Below are 17,722 nucleotides of genomic sequence, written 5' to 3'. Positions count from 1 at the left end.
GCCGCCATTAAACCACAGCGCGCCAGCGCCCGAGCAGGCTGCCTGGCCTCAGCCGAGAATGCTGCGCACCTTGTCGCGCAGCTGGTCGATGGAGAACGGCTTGCCGATGACCGACATGCCGGCCGGCACCTCGATGGACTCGGCGTAACCACTGGCGAACAGCACCGGCAACTGCGGCCGCAGGGTGCGGGCACGCTCCGCCAGCTCGCGGCCGTTCATCCCGGGCAGGCCGACATCGGTCATCAGCAGGTCGATATGTTGCCCGGCGTCCTCCAGCAGGCTCAGGGCCGCTTCGCTGCCGTCGGCCTCCAGCACGCTGAACTCCAGTTCTTCAAGGACATCGACAATCAGCATGCGCACGATGGCATCGTCTTCGACGACTAGGATGGTGGAGGCGCTGGCGGGCATAGGGACACTCTCAAGAAATGAATTCGGCGGGGCAGTGCGGCAGGCAGCCCTGTGCATCAGTAAGTGCCGGCTTGCCACAAGTTCCCGAAGCTGTACAAAAAATTCCCCTTGTACAAGCGTCGGCAAGAATAACCGCTTCCTTTGTCCCACGGCAGGACAAATCGCAAGCGAGCGCTACCTTGGTTATAAAAAATAGCTGTCCTGGCTGAATGTGGGGCAAACTTCGTTTTTTTTCACCAGCGCCAAGGCCCATCAAATGATTCGTCCGTCCTCGGTTGATGAACAGAGTTTCCGCAAGCTGCTGACCCGCAACATCAGCCTGCCGCTGGGTGTCGGTGTACTCAGCGCGATTTTTTTCGTGTCCCTGATCACCTACCTGCTCTCGGTCATCCAGTGGGTGCAGCACACTGATCGAGTGATCAACAACCTCAACGAGTCGGCGCGCCTGACCATCGACCTGGAAACCGGCATGCGCGGCTTCCTGATCACTGGCGACGAGCACTTTCTGGACCCCTACGAAGTGGCCAAGCCGCGCATCGTCAGCGAACTGCGCAGCTTGCAGGAGCTGGTGGCGGACAACCCGCAGCAGGTGGACCGGCTCAAGCGCCTGGAAGCCCTGCAGGTGGAGTGGAACAACTTTGCCCAGGGCATGATCGACCTGCGCCGCCAGAGCGGTGATTACCGCGGGGCGGTGCAGGCCGGGCGTGGCAAGCGCCTGACTGACGAGATCCGCAAGGAATACGACGACGCGGTGGCCATGGAGCAGCAGTTGCGCCTGGAGCGTAACGAGAACGTTACGCGCACCACCATTTTCAGCGTGGTGCTGTACCTGCTGTTCGTGGTGGGCATCAGCGCGCTGCTGGCCTACATCGGCCGTCGTGACCTGCTGGCACTGTCCAAGAGCTACAGCGACAACCTCGAAGCCCAGGAAAAGAGCGCCCGGCGCCTGGAACAGCAGGCCTGGCTGCGCAACGGCCAGACCGAACTGGCCGAGCAGATGCTCGGCCAGCTGAGCCTGAACCTGCTGGGGCGCAACATCCTGCAATTCTGCGCCCAGTACCTGGGCACACCGGTGGCGGCGCTCTATGTGCGCGAGGAGCACGGGGGCCTCAGGCGCGTGGCGTCCTATGGCTTCTCCCGGGAACAGGAAGCCCAGGAACAGTCGCTGTACAGTGACGAAGGGCTGGTGGGGCAGGCCGCGCAGCACAAGCGCCTGATCCGTCTGGACGAGGTGCCCGCCGATTACTTCAAGGTCAGCTCCGGCCTGGGCGATGGTTCGCCGCGCAGCGTGCTGGTGGTGCCGACCCGTGACGACGACCGGGTCAACGGGGTGATCGAGCTGGGCTTCCTGCGGGCCTTGAGCGAGCGCGACGTCGAGCTGCTGGAACTGATTGCCGGCAATATCGGCACCTCCATCGAGGCCGCGCGTTATCGCCAGCGCCTGCAGGAAGTGCTGGCCGAAACCCAGCAGCTCAACGAAGAGCTGCAAGTGCAGCAAGAAGAGCTCAAGACCGCCAACGAGGAGCTGGAAGAGCAGTCGCGGATCCTCAAGGAATCCCAGGTGCACCTGGAAACCCAGCAGGTGGAGCTGGAGCAGACCAACGAGCAACTGGCGGAGCAGGCGCAGATCCTGGCCGATCAGCGCGACGCCATGGACCGCAAGAACAACGAGCTCAACGAGGCTCAGACCCAGCTCGAGGAGCGCGCCGAAGAGTTGCAGCGCTCCAGCAAGTACAAGTCCGAGTTCCTTGCCAACATGTCCCACGAGCTGCGCACGCCGCTCAACAGTTCGCTGATCCTGGCCAAGCTGCTGGCGGAAAACCCCCAGGAAAACCTCAGCCCCGAGCAGGTCAAGTTCGCCGAGTCGATCTATTCCGCGGGCAATGACCTGCTGAACCTGATCAACGACATCCTCGACATCTCCAAGGTCGAGGCCGGCAAGCTCGAAGTGCGCCCGGAGAACGCCAGCGTGCCGCGCCTGGTGGACGGGCTGCGCAGCCTGTTCCAGCCATTGACCCAGGACAAGGGCCTGGAATTCAAGGTGGAGCTGCAACCGGGAGCGCCGCAGATGCTGTTCACCGACCGCCAGCGGGTCGAGCAGATTCTCAAGAACCTGCTGTCCAATGCGGTCAAGTTCACCGAGAAGGGCCAGGTGAGCCTCACGGTGTCCGCTCAGCCGGGGGCCGGTATCGCCTTTGCCGTGCAGGATTCGGGGATCGGCATTGCCCAGGATCAGCAGCAAAGCATCTTCGAGGCCTTCCGCCAGGCCGACGGCACCACCAACCGGCGTTATGGCGGCACCGGCCTGGGGCTGTCGATCTCCCGGGATCTGGCGACCCTGCTCGGCGGCTCCATCAGCGTCAGCAGCGAACCCGGCCGCGGCAGTATCTTCACCCTGGTGCTGCCGGAGCAGTACCAGGAGGCCGCCGAGCCGCTGGTGGCGCCGCCGGCCCCAGTCGCGCCCGTGGCCGCGCCTCAGCCTGCCAGCCTGCCGCAGCCGGTGGCCGAAGCCCCGGGGGCGGACATTCCGCGCTTCGCCGATGACCGCGACAAGGCGCCATTCAGCAGTCGTTGCATCCTGGTGGTGGAAGACGAGGCGAACTTTGCCCACATCCTCTTCGACCTGGCCCACGAGCTGGGTTACCACTGCCTGGTGGCCCACGGCGCCGACGAAGGTTACAGCCTGGCTGCCCAGTTCATCCCGGACGCCATCCTGCTGGACATGCGCCTGCCGGACCACTCCGGCCTGACCGTGTTGCAGCGCCTCAAGGAGAACGCCCAGACCCGGCACATCCCGGTGCACGTGATTTCGGTGGAAGACCGGGTGGAAGCGGCCATGCACATGGGCGCCGTGGGTTATGCGGTCAAGCCCACCACCCGCGAGGAGCTCAAGGATGTCTTCGCCCGCCTGGAAGCCAAGCTGACGCAGAAGGTCAAGCGCGTGCTGCTGGTGGAGGACGACGACCTGCAACGCGACAGCATTGCCCGGTTGATCGGCGACGATGACATCGAGATCACCGCCGTGGGCCTGGCCCAGGATGCCCTGGACCTGCTGCGCGAGAACGTCTACGACTGCATGGTCATCGACCTCAAGCTGCCGGACATGCTCGGCAACGACCTGCTCAAGCGCATGTCCACCGAGGATATCTGCTCCTTCCCGCCGGTGATCGTCTACACCGGGCGCAACCTGACCCGGGATGAAGAGGCCGAGCTGCGCAAGTATTCGCGCTCGATCATCATCAAGGGCGCGCGCTCGCCGGAGCGCCTGCTGGATGAAGTGACGCTTTTTCTGCACAAAGTCGAATCCCAGCTGTCCCATGAACGGCAGAAGATGCTCAAGACCGCCCGCAGCCGCGACAAGGTCTTCGAGGGCCGCAAGATCCTCCTGGTGGATGATGACGTGCGCAACATCTTTGCCCTGACCAGCGCCCTGGAACACAAGGGCGCGGTAGTGGTGATCGGCCGTAACGGCCATGAAGCCATTGCCAGGCTCAATGAGGTCGAGGATATCGACCTGGTGCTGATGGACGTGATGATGCCGGAGATGGACGGTTTCGAAGCCACGGTGCAGATCCGCAAGGACCCGCGCTGGCGCAAGCTGCCGATCATCGCGGTCACCGCCAAGGCCATGAAGGATGACCAGGAGCGCTGCCTGCAGGCCGGCTCCAACGATTACCTGGCCAAGCCCATTGACCTGGACCGGCTGTTTTCCCTTATCCGTGTGTGGCTACCCAAGATGGAAAGAATTTAGTGGAGCGTAATACCGAGATCGAACTGCGTTTGCTGATCGAAGCTATTTACCTCAAGTACAGCTACGACTTCCGCGACTACTCAGGTGCCTCGATCAAGCGCCGGGTCAACCACGCTTTGCGCCAGTTCGAATGCAAGACCATTTCTGCGTTGCAGGAGCGGGTGCTGCACGACCCGACCGCGTTCATGCAGTTGCTGCAGTTCCTGACCATTCCGGTGAGCGAGATGTTTCGCGACCCGTCGCACTTTCTGGCGATCCGCCAGGAAGTGGTGCCGCTGCTCAAGACCTATCCTTCGATCAAGATCTGGATCGCCGGCTGCAGCACCGGGGAGGAGGTCTACTCGATGGCCATCCTGCTGCGCGAAGAGGGGCTGCTGGAGCGCACCATCATCTATGCCACCGACATCAACCCCAGCTCCCTGGAGAAGGCCAAGCAAGGCATCTTTTCCCTGGAGAACGTGCGGGCCTACACCCACAACTACCAGCAGGCCGGCGGCCAGCGCTCCTTTGCCGACTACTACACCGCGGCCTACGACTACGCGATCTTCGACAAGAGCCTGCGCGAGAACGTGACCTTCGCCGATCACAGCCTGGCGACCGACAGTGTATTTTCTGAAACTCAATTAATTTCTTGTCGTAACGTATTGATTTATTTCAATAAAAAATTGCAGGATCGTGCCTTCGGACTGTTTCACGAGTCCCTCTGCCATCGTGGTTTCCTGGTGCTGGGCAGCAAGGAAACCCTGGACTTCTCCGCCTATGGCAAGCACTTCGAGCCCTTGGTCAAACAAGAACGGATCTATCGCAAGACATGAGCCAGGAGATTGTCAGCCAGGGTTTCTGGCCGCAGATCGAGGCGATCGTGGTAGGGGCCTCTGCGGGTGGGGTCGAAGCCTTGCTGAAGCTGTTCAGCGGTTTCGCCCAGGGTTTCCGCCTGCCGGTGATCGTGGTCCTGCACCTGCCTGACGAGCGCCGCAGCCAGCTGGCCGAAGTCTTCGACCGGCGTCTGGCGCTGGCGGTGAAGGAAGCCGACGACAAGGAGCAGATCGTGCCTGGCACCCTGTACTTCGCCGCGCCCGGCTATCACCTGTCGGTGGAGCAGGACCGCAGCCTGTCCCTGAGCCAGGAAGAACGCCTGCACCACTCACGCCCGGCCATCGACTACCTGTTCGAGTCCGCCGCCGATGCCTATGGCCGGAACCTGGCCGCTGTGCTCCTGACCGGGGCCAACCAGGATGGCGCCCGCGGCCTGGCCGAGGTCAAGCGCCAGGGTGGCCTGACCATCGTCCAGGACCCCAATGAGGCCCATGTCTCGACCATGCCGGACGCCGCCCTGGCCCTGCATCAACCGGACTACATTCTCCCTTTGCGCGGCATCAGCCGTCTGCTTGCCGAGCTGGAAGGAACCCATGTTAAGTAATATTCAAGCCAAGCTGCTGATCGTCGACGATCTGCCGGAGAACCTGCTGGCCCTGGAGGCGCTGATCAAGCGCGAGGACCGTACGGTGTACAAGGCGCTGTCGGCTGACGAAGCCTTGTCGCTGCTGCTCCAGCATGAGTTCGCCATGGCTATCCTCGATGTGCAGATGCCCGGCATGAACGGCTTCGAGCTGGCCGAGATGATGCGCGGCACCGAGAAGACCAAGAACATTCCCATCGTCTTCGTCAGCGCCGCCGGGCGCGAGCTCAACTACGCCTTCAAGGGCTACGAGAGCGGGGCGGTGGACTTTCTGCACAAGCCCCTGGACATCCACGCGGTGAAGAGCAAGGTCAACGTATTCGTCGACCTGTACCGCCAGAGCAAGGCCATGAAGCAGCAGGTCGAGGCCCTGGAGCAGAGCCGGCGCGAGCAGGAAGCGCTGCTCCAGAAGCTCCAGGCCACCCAGAACGAGCTGGAGCAGGCGGTGCGCATGCGCGATGACTTCATGTCCATCGTCGCCCACGAAGTGCGCACGCCGCTCAATGGCCTGATTCTCGAGACCCAGCTGCGCAAGATGCACCTGGCCCGGGAGAACGCCGCGGCCTTCAGCCTGGACAAGATGCACGCCATGGTCGACCGCGACGAGCGCCAGATCAAAAGCCTGATCCGCCTGATCGAGGACATGCTGGACATCTCGCGCATCCGTACCGGCAAGCTGTCGATCCGCCCCTCGCGGTTCGATCTGGCGCAGCTGGTGCGCGGGCTGGTGGAAAACTTCGCACCTCAGGTGGAAGCGGCGCAGTCGTCCCTGAGCCTGCAGGCCGAGCAGCCCCTGGAGGGCAACTGGGACGAGTTCCGCATCGAACAGGTGGTTTCCAACCTGCTGACCAACGCCCTGCGCTACGGCGCCAAGAGCCCGATCGAAGTGCGGGTCTATGCCCAGGACGGCGAGGCTCGGGTCGAGGTGCGTGACCACGGCATCGGTATCAGCGAAGACAACCAGAAGCGCATTTTTCAGCAGTTCGAACGGGTCAGTGCCAACCACGTGGCGGCGGGGCTGGGCCTGGGGCTGTTCATTTCCGAGCAGATCGTCACCGCCCATGGTGGTGCCATCAGTGTCGAGAGCCGGATCGGCGAGGGCGCGCTGTTTCGCGTCAGCCTGCCCCTGTAGAGGCCCGTTGGCCGGTGAATCATTAAAAGCGTAACGCGCACGCAACCTCTGCGTGACCCAATGGTCGTAACAGCAGCAATTGACCGAGCAAAGGTTTTCCATGAGTGAAGATGCACAAGACGTCGTACTGATCGTCGAAGATGAACCAGTGATCCTGATGCTTCTGGCCGACTACCTGTCGGGCCTGGGATACCGGGTGCTGCAGGCCGAGAATGGCGAGCAGGCGTTCGAGATTCTCGCCAGCAAGCCGCACCTGGACGTGATGATCACCGATTACCGCCTGCCGGGCGGGATCACCGGGGTGATGATCGCCGAGCCCGCCGTGAAGCTGCGTCCGGATCTGAAGGTGATTTTCATCAGCGGCTACCCCAACGAAATCCTCGAATGCGGCAGCCCCATCACCCGCAAGGCGCCGATCCTGGCCAAGCCCTTCGACCTCAACAGCCTGCAGGAACAGATCCAGCAATTGCTGGCCTGAAGCCCGGCTATCAGTCGCGGATCATTTCCCGCACCTTGGCGGTCAGCAGGTCGAAGGTGAACGGCTTGGTGATCAGTTGCATGCCGGGTTCGAGAAAGCCACCACGGGCCGCCGCGTGCTCGGCGTAGCCGGTGATGAACAGGACCTTGAGCTCCGGGCGGATCTGCCGCCCGATTTCCGCCAGTTGCCGGCCATTCATGCCCGGCAGCCCGACATCGCTGATCAGCAGGTCGATGCGCTGCGCCGAGTCGAGGATCGGCATGGCGCTGCGGGCATCGCCGGCTTCGACAAAGGCGTAGCCCAGTTCGCTGAGCACCGCACAGACCAGCACCCGCACCGCCGGGTCGTCCTCGACGATCAGCACGGTTTCACCGTTCTGCGCATGGGGCGGTTGTTGCACCAGAGGGTGTTCGGCCTGCTCCAGGTCGCCGACAAAACGCGGCAGGTACAGGCTGACCTCGGTACCCCGGCCCAGGGTGCTGTTGAGGGTCACATGGCCGCGGGACTGCTTGCTGAAGCCGTAGATCATCGACAGCCCCAGCCCTGTGCCCTGGCCGATGGGCTTGGTGGTGAAGAACGGATCGAACACGCGGTTGATGATCGCCTCGGGCATGCCGCAGCCGTTGTCGCTGACTCGCAGCAGCACGTAGTCCCCCGGCTTGAGGTTGTCGTGGGCCTGGGCGAAGTCCGGGGCTAGGCGCTGGTTGAGGGTTTCCACCAGCAGCCGGCCGCCGTTGGGCATGGCGTCCCGGGCGTTGAGCACCAGGTTGAGCAGGGCGCTTTCCAGTTGGTTGGGGTCGGCTTCGGCCACCCATAGCTGCGGGTCCAGGCGCATGTCCAGCTCGATGCTTTCGCTGAGGCTGCGTTGCAGCAGCTCGCCCATGGAGGTCACCAGGGCGTTCATCTCCACCGGCTTGGAGTCCAGCGACTGGCGCCGGGAGAAGGCCAGCAGGCGGTGGGTCAGGCCGGCGGCGCGGTTGGCCGAGGTCACCCCCAGGTCGATCAGGCTGTCCAGGTCCTCGGTGCGGCCCCGGGCCAGGCGCCGGCGCAACAGCTCCAGGCTGCCGATGATGCCGGTGAGCATGTTGTTGAAGTCGTGGGCGATGCCGCCGGTGAGTTGCCCCACGGCTTCCATCTTCTGTGACTGGCGCAGGGCTTCTTCGTTGTGCCGCAGTTGTGCGGTGCGTTCTTCCACCTGCTGTTCCAGGGTCTCCAGGGTGCGTTGCAGGCGCAGTTCGCTCTGGCTCAGGTCGATCAGCCGGTCGCGGGCGTCGTACTGCCGGCGCCTGCCCCGCAGGGCGGCGCTGACCAGGCTGATCAGGGTCGCCGGGTGGAAGGGCCGTTCCAGAAAGCTGACGTTGCCCAGGGGCTCGCTGAAGCGCGATGCCGGGTTCTGCTCGGGGCCGCCGTGCTGGGTCAGCAGCACGATGGGCAGGTCCGACCACGCCGGTTGCTGTTCCAGGTGGCGCAGCAGGGGCTCCAGGTCGACCCCGCGCAAGGCTTCGGCGGCGATGATCACCAGCCCGGCGCCGTGCTCCAGCTGCTCGCACAGGGCGGGCAGGTGCGGGGTGATCAGGCTGCTGAAGCCGGCCTCCTTGAGCATCATCTGCGCCAGTTGGCTGTCACGCCCGTGGGGCGTGAGCACCAGAGCCCGTTCGGAAAAGTCCAGGTCGGGGCTCATTGGCCCTCATCCCTGAGCAGGGGTTTGCTCTCGCCCAGGTAAGTGGGTACGCCCCGCAGCACGCCCTGGAAGGCTTCCAGGGGCTCGCCTATGGTCAGGCCACGAGCGCTGATGCGGTATTCACGAATGGTCGACTCGTGGCTGCCGGTGCGTTTCTTGATGATGGAAATGGCCCGGCGCACCTTGCCCAGGGCCTCGAAGTAACGCAGCAGGATCACGGTGTCGGCCAGGTAGGTGATGTCCACCGGGGCCTGCATGTCGCCCACCAGGCCATGCTGGGCCACGGTCATGAAAGTGGCGGCGCCCTGGCGGTTGAGGTACAGCAGCAATTCGTGCATGTGCAGCACCAGGGCATTTTCCTCGGGCATCGCTGCCTGGTAGCCGTTGATGCTGTCGATCACCACGGTCTTGATCCGCTCCTGGTCGACGCAGCGTCGCACCCGGTGGGACAGCTCCCCCGGCGAGAGCTCGGCGGCGTCCACCTGTTCGATGATCAGGTTACCGCTGGCCTGCAGCGCCTTGAGGTCGATGCCCATGTTGCGCATGCGCTCGAACAGCAGCCCCAGTTCCTCGTCGAAGATGAACAGCGCGGCTTTCTCTCCCCTGGCTACGGCGGCCGCGGCGAAGATCATCGAGATCAGCGATTTGCCGGTGCCGGCGGGGCCGAGGATCAGGGTGCTGGAGCCGGTCTCGATGCCGCCCCCCAGCAGCGCGTCCATCTCGGTGATGCCGCTGGTCAGGGTCAGGCGCTGGTATTGACCGCGGTGCTCGGCGGCCACCAGGCGCGGAAACACCTGGACCCCGTCGCCCATGATGGTGAAGTCATGGAAGCCGCCGCGGTACTTCTGGCCGCGGTATTTCACCACCCGGATGCGCCGGCGTTCGGCGCCGTAGCTGGGGGTCAGTTCTTCCAGGCGGATCACCCCATGGGCCACGCTGTGCACGGTCTTGTCCAGGGATTCGGTGGTCAGGTCGTCAAGCAGCAGGACCGTAGCGTCATAGCGCACGAAGTAGTGCTTGATCGCCAGGATCTGCCGCCGGTAGCGCAGGGAGCTTTGCGCCAGCAGGCGGATTTCCGAAAGGCTGTCGAGCACCACCCGGGTCGGCTTGACCCGCTCCACCACTTCGAAGATCTGCCGCGTGGCTTCCCCCAGCTCCAGGTCCGAGGAGTACAGCAGGCTCTGCTGGTGCTCGGCGTTGAGCAGGCTTTCCGGCGGGATCAGCTCGAAGATGTGGATGTTCTCATCCAGTTGCCAGCCGTGGGATTGCGCGCCCTGGCGCAACTCGCGCTCGGTTTCCGAGAGGGTGATGTACAGGCAGCGCTCGCCGGCGGCGGCGCCGGCCCGCAGAAAATGCAAGGCCACGGTGGTCTTGCCTGTACCGGGTTCGCCTTCCAGCAGGAACACATGGCTACGTGACAATCCGCCGGAGAGGATATCGTCCAGGCCTTCGATGCCGGTGGCGGCTTTTTCGCTGAGCAACGCAGATGAGGTCGACAAACAATGCCCTCGCAAATAGGTCCAAGTGATCGGCGACGGCGTCGAGCACCTTGATATCGCTGATAAATCACTTGACCGCCTGCCGCTGGCACGGTTCAACCTTTTGTCGCCGTGGAGCCGCTGCTGAGCACAGCAGGCGCAGGGGGGGCAAGGGTGCCAAAGGTTCGGCTGGGGATTGCCAGGCAAGGCCCTCGGGCCTTTTCGCAGCCTCGCAGGCTCGGCAGCGGCTACAGGTTTTGTGCTGGCTCTTGTAGCCGCTGGCGCAGGCTGCGAACGGCTTGGGCGGCATTCCGACGCAGCAGGCGCGGGGGGCTCAAGGGCGCCAAAGGTTTGGCTGGGGATCGCGAGGCAAGGCCCGGGGGGCGGCTACAGGCCCTGCTGCAGGGCCGGGTCGTCGGGGTTCTGCTGTTCCAGCTGGGCCAGCAGGACCTGGACGTTCTGCAACTGGCCGCTTTCCTTCCAGTAGCTGATCAGCAGCACCCGCGCCTTGCGGTTGTAGGGCTGGCGCTGGACGATTTCCTCCAGTTGCTTCTGCGCCGCTTCCAGCTCCTGTTCGCTGTGCAGGGTGGTGGCCAGGTCGTAGCGGTAGGCGGCGTTGTTAGGCTCCAGTTCCACCGCCCGGGACAAGCCGAGCAGGGCGAACTCGCCCTGGCCATGGTGCAGCAGCCAGAGCCCCAGGGCATGTTGCAGGTAGGCCGAATCCTGCTGTGCCTGCAACTGCTTGGCCAGCAATTGGCGGGCGGCATCGCTCTGGCCCTGCTTGTCCAGCACTTCGATCTGCAGCACCACTGCCTGCAGGTTGTCCGGGGCCAGGCGCAGGGCCTGTTCCAGGGTCTGCTGGGCCTTGATCAGGTCGGCATTGTGCAGGTACAGGCGAGCCAGCTGGTACTGGGCCTCGACGTTGTCGCCGCGGGTCTTGAGCACTTGGGTGTATTCGTCGATCACCTGCTGCAACGGGCCGAAGTACAGGCCCTGGTCGTCGGGGCTCAGGCCCAGCAGGGCGTCCACCGCGGCGAAGCGCACGCTCTGTTCGTGATCGTCCAGCAACGGCCCCAGCAGCAGGCTGCGCTGGCCGCTGGGCACCAGGCCGAGCACGCTCTTGATCGCCGCTTTGCGCACCTCGGCAGAAGGGTGATAGAGGTCGGCGTCCGCCAGTTTCAATGCCTGGGGGCTGGGGTAGTTGGCCAGCACTGCCAGCAGGCGGATGCGCTGCTGGTCGTCGAGGTCGGGCCGGCCCAACTGCTGGTAGAGTACGCGCGCCGCGCCAGGCTGGCCGTTGCGGGCTTTTTCCAGTGCCGCGCTGTAGCCATGCTTGATGGCCTCGGGAACCTGCGGCGGGCTGCTGCGCAGAAAGCTCCAGGCCAGGGCCAGGACGACGACGGTAAGCAGGCTGATCAGCAGGTAGCGGCGGGGCTGGGACATGCAGGAATCCGGAAGCTGGCGACTTTTGGAAGGCGCAAGCTTCGGTCAGGAACCGGCTTGAGTCAAACCCCGGTTCAGGTCAGCACGTACTCCTGCGGCTCCAGCAGCGGCGGCAGCTCGGTTTGCCCCAGCGCCGCCAGGACTTCGCGCTCCAGGCCGCGCAATAGAGCGCTGCACGGCAGGTCGTTGTCGTCATAGCCGAAAGGGTCTTCGAGGTCGTCGCCGATCTCGTCCAGGCCCAGGAAGGTGTAGCTGACAATGGCGGTGAAGATCGGCGTCAGCCAGCCCAGGGGCTCGGCCATGGCGAACGGCAGGAGGATGCAGAACAGGTAGATGGTGCGGTGCAGCAGCAGGGTGTAGGGGAAGGGCAGCGGGGTGTTCTGGATCCGCTCGCAGGCGGCCTGCACCAGGCTCAGGCTGACCAGCCGGGTTTCCAGCTGGGTGTAGCGCCATTCGCTGATGAGCCCCTGCTGGGCCCACCGCGAGCAGCGCTGGCCGATGCGTTGCAACTGCGCGTCGGTGAGGTTCGGGTGGCCGGGGTCGAGGCTGGCCTGGGCCCAGGGGCGCAGGGCGGCGGCCTCGTCTTCATGGCGCAGGCGGGCGATCAGGCTGTGGGCAAAGCCGCACAGGTCGCGCAGCATGCCCTCGCGCTCGGGGTGGCCGTCGATGATCAGGCTTTCACGGATCAGCGAACGCACCTCGATGATCAACTGCCCCAATTGCTTGCGGCCTTCCCACCAGCGGTCGTAGCAGGCGTTGTTGCGAAAGCTCATGAAGATCGACAGCGACAGCCCCAGCAGGGTGAAGGGCGTGGCGTTGACCTTGGAGAAATAGCTCGGTTGCAGGGTTTCCACCAGCACGATCACCGAGGCCAGCAGTGTGACCAGTACGCAGCGCAGGGCAATGCGCTTGGCAATCGAGCCCTTGAGGGCGAAGAGGATGCCGATCAGGTTCGGCTTGGGGCGGACAATCATGGGGGCGGAGGCCAGGGCGATTACGCGGCGAGTGAAGAGTAGGAGCGCGCTGTGGGGCTGTCCAATCGCAATGGCCAACCGCATGATCGACGGCCTCTATCAACGGGCTTGGGGTGGGCGGTGTTCTGGCGGGCGCCTTCGCTGGCAAGCCAGCTCCTACCGGGGCCATGCGTTGCGCGGGCTCTTGTAGGAGCCGGCTTGCCGGCGAAGAGGCCCTTGAGCCGGGCAAAAAAAAGCCCCGCGACCGAATGATCCACGGGGCCAAACATTGGTTGGTTGCGGCCAACCAAAGGAGCTCGTTGCAAATCCTTACTTGCTGGCTACCGTCTCCGGTTGCCAGCCACCACCCAGGGCCTTGTAGATGGCGACGATGCCGCGGTACAGGTCGACTTCGGCCTGGGCCTGGGAGTCTTCGGCGGCCAGGCGTTCACGCTGGGCATCGAGCAGCACCAGGAAGTCCACGGTGCCTTCGCGGTAGCGGATCTCGGCCAGGTCCGCGGCGGCGCGGCTGGATTCGCTCTGGCGAATCAGGGAGATCAGCCGTTGCTGGCGCTTGCCGTAGTCGCTGAAGGCGTTTTCCGATTCTTCCAGGGCCAGCAGCACCTGCTGCTCGTAGCTGGCCAGGGCGCCGTCGGCATTGGCGTTGGCGCCGCGCAGGCGGGCTCGCACACTGCCCAGGTCGAAGGCCGCCCAGGTGATGCTCGGGCCCAGGGCCCAGGCATTGGCCGCCGAGGAGCCGATCTGCGAACCGCGCCCGGCAGTGAAGCCGAGGAAGCCGCTGAGGCTGACCCGTGGGAACAGGTCGGCCTTGGCCACGCCGATGCGCGCGGTGGCCGCTGCCAGCTTGCGTTCGGCGCTGAGAATGTCCGGCCGGCGTTGCAGCAGCTCGCCCGGGTCGCCAATCGGCAGGGCCTTGGCAATGGCCGGCAGCTGCGCCGGCGACAGGTCGACGCTGAGCTTGTCCGGGCGTTCACCCAGCAGGGTGGCGATGCGGTTGCGCTGGCGGGTCTGCTCGGCCTGCAACTGCGGCACGCTGGCTTCCACCGAAGCCAGGCGGGCGTCGGCGCGGACCACATCGAGCTGGTCGCCGACCCCGGCTTCGCGCAGGCTTTCGGTGATCTTGCGCGACTCCTGCTGGTTGTCCAGGTTGGCCAGGGCGATCTTTTCCCGCAGCTGTGCGCCGCGCAACTGGCCGTAGGCGTCCACCAGCTCGGCGATCATGGTCACCTGCAGTTGGTAGAGGTCGGCCTCGGCGGCCTGCTGGTCGGCGTCGGTGGCTTCCAGGTTGCGCTGGATGCGGCCGAACAGGTCCAGCTCCCAGGCCATGTCCAGGCCCAGGTCGTAGCGCTCGCTGTTCACTCGCTTGGTGGTCTGGCCGGGGATCTGCCCCTTGGCCAGGTCGCTGCTGGCGCGGCTGGTGATGGTGGGCATGGCGTCATTGCTGGCGTCATCGCGAATCGCCCGGGCGGCCCGCAGGCGGGCGAAGGCCACCCGCAGTTCACGGTTGCCCTGCAACGATTTGCTCACCAGCTGGTTGAGAGTCGGGTCATCGAACTGCTGCCACCAGATGCCTTCGAAGCGTGCGCGGTCGAAGTTCTTCTGGCCCGCAGCGCCATCGGTGGCGGCGCTGATGTGCGCCGCCTCGGTGGTTGGGCTCTGGTAGTCCGGACCGACGGCGCAGGCACTCAGGGCCAGCACCAGCAGGCTCGGCAGGAAGACTTTGGAACTCATTGTTGCGCCTCCAGTTGCAGAGCACGGGCGGCTTTGCGCGCCTCGCTGCGCTCCACGTAGTTGCGGATCAGTACATAGAACACCGGAGTCAGCAGCAGGCCGAAGAAGGTCACCCCGAGCATCCCGGAGAACACCGCGACACCCATGGCATGACGCATTTCCGCACCGGCGCCGCTGGAGATCACCAGGGGCACCACGCCCATGATGAAGGCGAAGGAGGTCATCAGGATCGGCCGCAGACGCAGGCGGCAGGCTTCCAGCACCGCGGCCAGCGGGTCGAGGCCTTCCTCTTGCTTGTCCTTGGCGAACTCGACGATCAGGATCGCGTTCTTGCAGGCCAGGCCCACCAGAACGATCAGGCCGATCTGGGTGAAGATGTTGTTGTCGCCCCCGGAGACGATCACCCCGGTAATGGCCGACAGCAGGGTCATGGGCACGATCAGGATCACCGCCAGTGGCAGGCTCCAGCTTTCGTACTGAGCGGCCAGCACCAGGAAGGCCAGCAGCACGCAGAGCGGGAAGACGAACAGCGCGGTGTTACCGGCCAGGATCTGCTGGTAGGTCAGCTCGGTCCATTCGTAGGTCATGCCGTTGGGCAGTTCTTCCTTGAGCAGTTTCTCGATCGCCGCTTCCGCTTGCCCGGAGCTGTAGCCCGGGGCCGCTGCGCCGTTGATTTCCGCGGTGACGAAGCCGTTGTAGTGCATCACGCGGTCGGGACCTGCGGTGTCGCTGACCTTGATGAAGGTCGCCAGGGGGATCATCTCGCCCTTGTTGTTGCGCACTTTCAGCTGGCCGATCTGCTCGGGCTCGAGACGGAACTGCTGCTCGGCCTGGACGTTGACCTGGTAGGTGCGGCCAAAGCGGTTGAAGTCGTTGGCATACAGCGAACCCAGGTAGATCTGCAGGGTGTCGAAGATGTCGGAAATCGCCACGCCGTGGGTCTTGGCCTTTTCCCGGTCGATGGCAGCATCCACCTGGGGCACGTTGACCTGGTAGCTGGTGAACAGCCCGGCCAGTTCCGGCACGCTGCGGCTCTTGGTGATGACGTTCTGCACTTCCTTGTACAGCTCGTCGTAGCCCAGGCCGCTGCGGTCCTCCACCTGCAGGCGGAAGCCGCCGATGGTTCCCAGGCCCTGTACCGGCGGCGGTGGGAAGATCGCCATGTAGGCGTCCTGGATATCCGCGTACTTGCCGTTCAGGGCACCGGCGATGGCACCGGCGGACATGCTCGGGTCCTTGCGCTCATCGAAGGGCTTCAAGGTGACGAAGACGATGCCGTTGTTCGGGCTGTTGGTGAAACCGTTGATCGAAAGGCCAGGGAAGGCCACCGCGCTTTCCACGCCGGGCTGCTTCAGGGCGATGTCGGACATGCGCTTGATCACGTCTTCGGTGCGGTCCAGGCTGGCGGCGTCCGGCAGTTGGGCGAAGGCCACCAGGTACTGCTTGTCCTGGGCCGGGACGAAACCGGTCGGGGTGTGGGCGAAGCCGAACCAGGTCAGCACCATCAGGCCGGCATAGAGGAACAGGGCGATGCCGCTGCCACGGATGACCCGGCGCACGGTGCCGACGTAACCATGGCTGGCACGATCGAAGAAGCGGTTGAAGGGTTTGAACAGCCAGCCCCCCAGCAGCTTGTCGAGGATCTTCGAGAAGCGGTCCTTGGGCGCATGGTGTTCCTTGAGCAGTACCGCGGCCAGGGCCGGCGACAAGGTCAGGGAGTTGAAGGCCGAGATCACCGTGGAGATGGCAATGGTCAGGGCGAACTGCTTGTAGAACTGCCCGGTCAGGCCACTGATGAAGGCCGCCGGTACGAACACCGCACACAGCACCAGGGCGGTGGCGATGATCGGGCCGGTCACTTCACGCATGGCACGCTTGGTGGCTTCCACCGGGTTCAGGCCCAGGCCGATGTTACGTTCGACGTTCTCCACCACCACGATGGCGTCGTCCACCACGATGCCGATGGCCAGCACCAGGCCGAACAGCGACAGGGCATTGAGCGAGAAACCGAACAGGTGCATCACCGCGAAGGTGCCGATCAGCGACACCGGTACGGCCACCAGCGGGATGATCGAGGCACGCCAGGTCTGCAGGAACAGGATCACCACCAGCACTACCAGGATCAGGGCTTCGAACAGGGTGTGCACCACCGCTTCGATGGAGCCGCGGACGAAGATGGTCGGGTCGTAGACGATGCTGAAGTCCATGCCCTGCGGGAAGCTCTGCTTGAGTTCGGCCATCTTGGCCCGCACTTCGTTGGAGATCTCGATGGCGTTGGAGCCCGGGCGCTGGAAGATCGGGATCGCCACCGCCGGCTGGTTGTTGAGCAGGGAACGCAAAGCGTACTGGCTCGACCCCAGCTCGATGCGGGCGATGTCCTTCAGGCGGGTGATCTCACCGTCCTCACCGGAGCGGATGATGATGTTCTCGAACTCTTCCTCGGTGACCAGGCGGCCCTGGGTGTTGACCGACAGCTGGAAGCTGGTGGCGGTGGGCGCAGGCGGCGCGCCCAGGGCACCGGCGGCGACCTGACGGTTCTGCTCACGAATGGCGGTGACCACGTCGGTGGCGGTCAGGTTGCGCGAAGCGGTCTTGTTCGGATCCAGCCAGACCCGCAGCGAGTAGTCGCCCATGCCGAACAACTGCACATCCCCCACGCCGCCCAGGCGCGCCAGCTCGTCCTTGATGTTGAGCAGGGCGTAGTTGGACAGGTAGAGCATGTCGTAGCGTTTGTCCGGCGAGGTCAGGTGGACCACCATGGTCAGGTCCGGAGAGGCCTTGTCCACGGTGATACCGATGCGCGTCACTTCTTCGGGCAGCTTGGGCTGGGTGCGGGTCACGCGGTTCTGTACCTGCACCTGGGCGTTGTCCAGGTCGGTGCCCAGGGCGAAGGTGATGGTCAGGGTGATCTTGCCGTCAGCGGTGGATTGCGAGGACATGTAGAGCATGTTCTCGACCCCGGTGATCGCCTGTTCCAGGGGCGCGGCCACGGTTTCACCGATGACTTTCGGGTTGGCCCCCGGGAAGTTGGCGCGCACCACCACGGTGGGCGGCACCACTTCCGGGTATTCGCTGATGGGCAACTGGAACAGCGAGATGGCGCCGGCGATCAGGATCAGCAGCGACAGCACCGCGGCGAAGATCGGCCTTGAAATGAAGAACTGGGAAAAATTCATCTTGAGAGTCG

General features: G+C 64.4%; 12 protein-coding genes. 5 read left to right on the top strand and 7 right to left on the bottom strand.

What is annotated here, in order from left to right:
- Positions 1-48 precede the first annotated feature (48 nt).
- On the bottom strand, positions 49-408 hold the full coding sequence (locus AC07R1_RS05985) for a response regulator (RefSeq protein ID WP_011061535.1): 360 nt from the start codon (positions 406-408) through the stop codon (positions 49-51).
- Positions 409-664: 256 nt separating this feature from the next.
- Between AC07R1_RS05985 and AC07R1_RS05980 the strand changes: the two genes are divergently transcribed.
- The 5 genes from AC07R1_RS05980 to AC07R1_RS05960 all read left to right on the top strand — a co-directional run bounded on the left by AC07R1_RS05980 (position 665) and on the right by AC07R1_RS05960 (position 7,228).
- Entirely contained in the window at positions 665-4,159 is a 3,495-nt protein-coding gene (locus tag AC07R1_RS05980; RefSeq protein ID WP_123482878.1) for a response regulator, read from the top strand.
- Entirely contained in the window at positions 4,159-4,974 is an 816-nt protein-coding gene (locus AC07R1_RS05975; protein ID WP_011061533.1) for a CheR family methyltransferase, read from the top strand. Before AC07R1_RS05980 ends, AC07R1_RS05975 begins: the two co-directional genes overlap by 1 nt.
- Positions 4,971-5,579, top strand: a complete 609-nt coding sequence (locus tag AC07R1_RS05970; RefSeq protein WP_011061532.1) for a chemotaxis protein CheB — start codon at positions 4,971-4,973, stop codon at positions 5,577-5,579. Before AC07R1_RS05975 ends, AC07R1_RS05970 begins: the two co-directional genes overlap by 4 nt.
- On the top strand, positions 5,569-6,750 hold the full coding sequence (locus AC07R1_RS05965) for a hybrid sensor histidine kinase/response regulator (protein ID WP_169891509.1): 1,182 nt from the start codon (positions 5,569-5,571) through the stop codon (positions 6,748-6,750). The genes AC07R1_RS05970 and AC07R1_RS05965 overlap by 11 nt, the downstream gene beginning before the upstream one ends.
- A 100-nt stretch (positions 6,751-6,850) precedes the next feature.
- Complete coding sequence (locus AC07R1_RS05960) at positions 6,851-7,228, top strand: response regulator (RefSeq protein WP_011061530.1); 378 nt, start codon at positions 6,851-6,853, stop codon at positions 7,226-7,228.
- A gap of 10 nt (positions 7,229-7,238) precedes the next feature.
- On the opposite strand, the gene AC07R1_RS05955 is transcribed toward AC07R1_RS05960, so the two are convergent.
- The 6 genes from AC07R1_RS05955 to AC07R1_RS05930 all read right to left on the bottom strand — a co-directional run bounded on the left by AC07R1_RS05955 (position 7,239) and on the right by AC07R1_RS05930 (position 17,711).
- On the bottom strand, positions 7,239-8,909 hold the full coding sequence (locus AC07R1_RS05955) for an ATP-binding protein (RefSeq protein ID WP_492617434.1): 1,671 nt from the start codon (positions 8,907-8,909) through the stop codon (positions 7,239-7,241).
- The gene (locus AC07R1_RS05950; protein WP_145711957.1) at positions 8,906-10,408 is read right to left on the bottom strand and encodes an ATPase domain-containing protein; all 1,503 of its coding nucleotides are present in this window, start codon (positions 10,406-10,408) and stop codon (positions 8,906-8,908) included. Before AC07R1_RS05950 ends, AC07R1_RS05955 begins: the two co-directional genes overlap by 4 nt.
- 366 nt (positions 10,409-10,774) lie before the next feature.
- Positions 10,775-11,830, bottom strand: coding sequence for a tetratricopeptide repeat protein (locus AC07R1_RS05945; RefSeq protein ID WP_011061527.1), 1,056 nt, complete (start codon positions 11,828-11,830; stop codon positions 10,775-10,777).
- Between the two features lie 74 nt (positions 11,831-11,904).
- Entirely contained in the window at positions 11,905-12,804 is a 900-nt protein-coding gene (locus tag AC07R1_RS05940) for a bestrophin family protein (RefSeq protein WP_123473602.1), read from the bottom strand.
- A 309-nt stretch (positions 12,805-13,113) separates the two neighbouring features.
- Positions 13,114-14,535: an efflux transporter outer membrane subunit gene (locus tag AC07R1_RS05935; protein ID WP_495110261.1), complete on the bottom strand. Its 1,422-nt coding sequence runs from the start codon at positions 14,533-14,535 to the stop codon at positions 13,114-13,116.
- Positions 14,532-17,711 (bottom strand): efflux RND transporter permease subunit, encoded by a 3,180-nt coding sequence (locus AC07R1_RS05930; RefSeq protein ID WP_011061524.1) that lies wholly within the window; start codon positions 17,709-17,711, stop codon positions 14,532-14,534. Before AC07R1_RS05930 ends, AC07R1_RS05935 begins: the two co-directional genes overlap by 4 nt.
- Between the last annotated feature and the right edge of the window lie 11 nt (positions 17,712-17,722).

It is taken from the genome of Pseudomonas sp. GW821-FHT07F01 (genome assembly GCF_059418825.1).
Note: the sequence above shows the minus strand (reverse complement) of the source record. Positions and strands in the feature narration are given on the sequence as shown.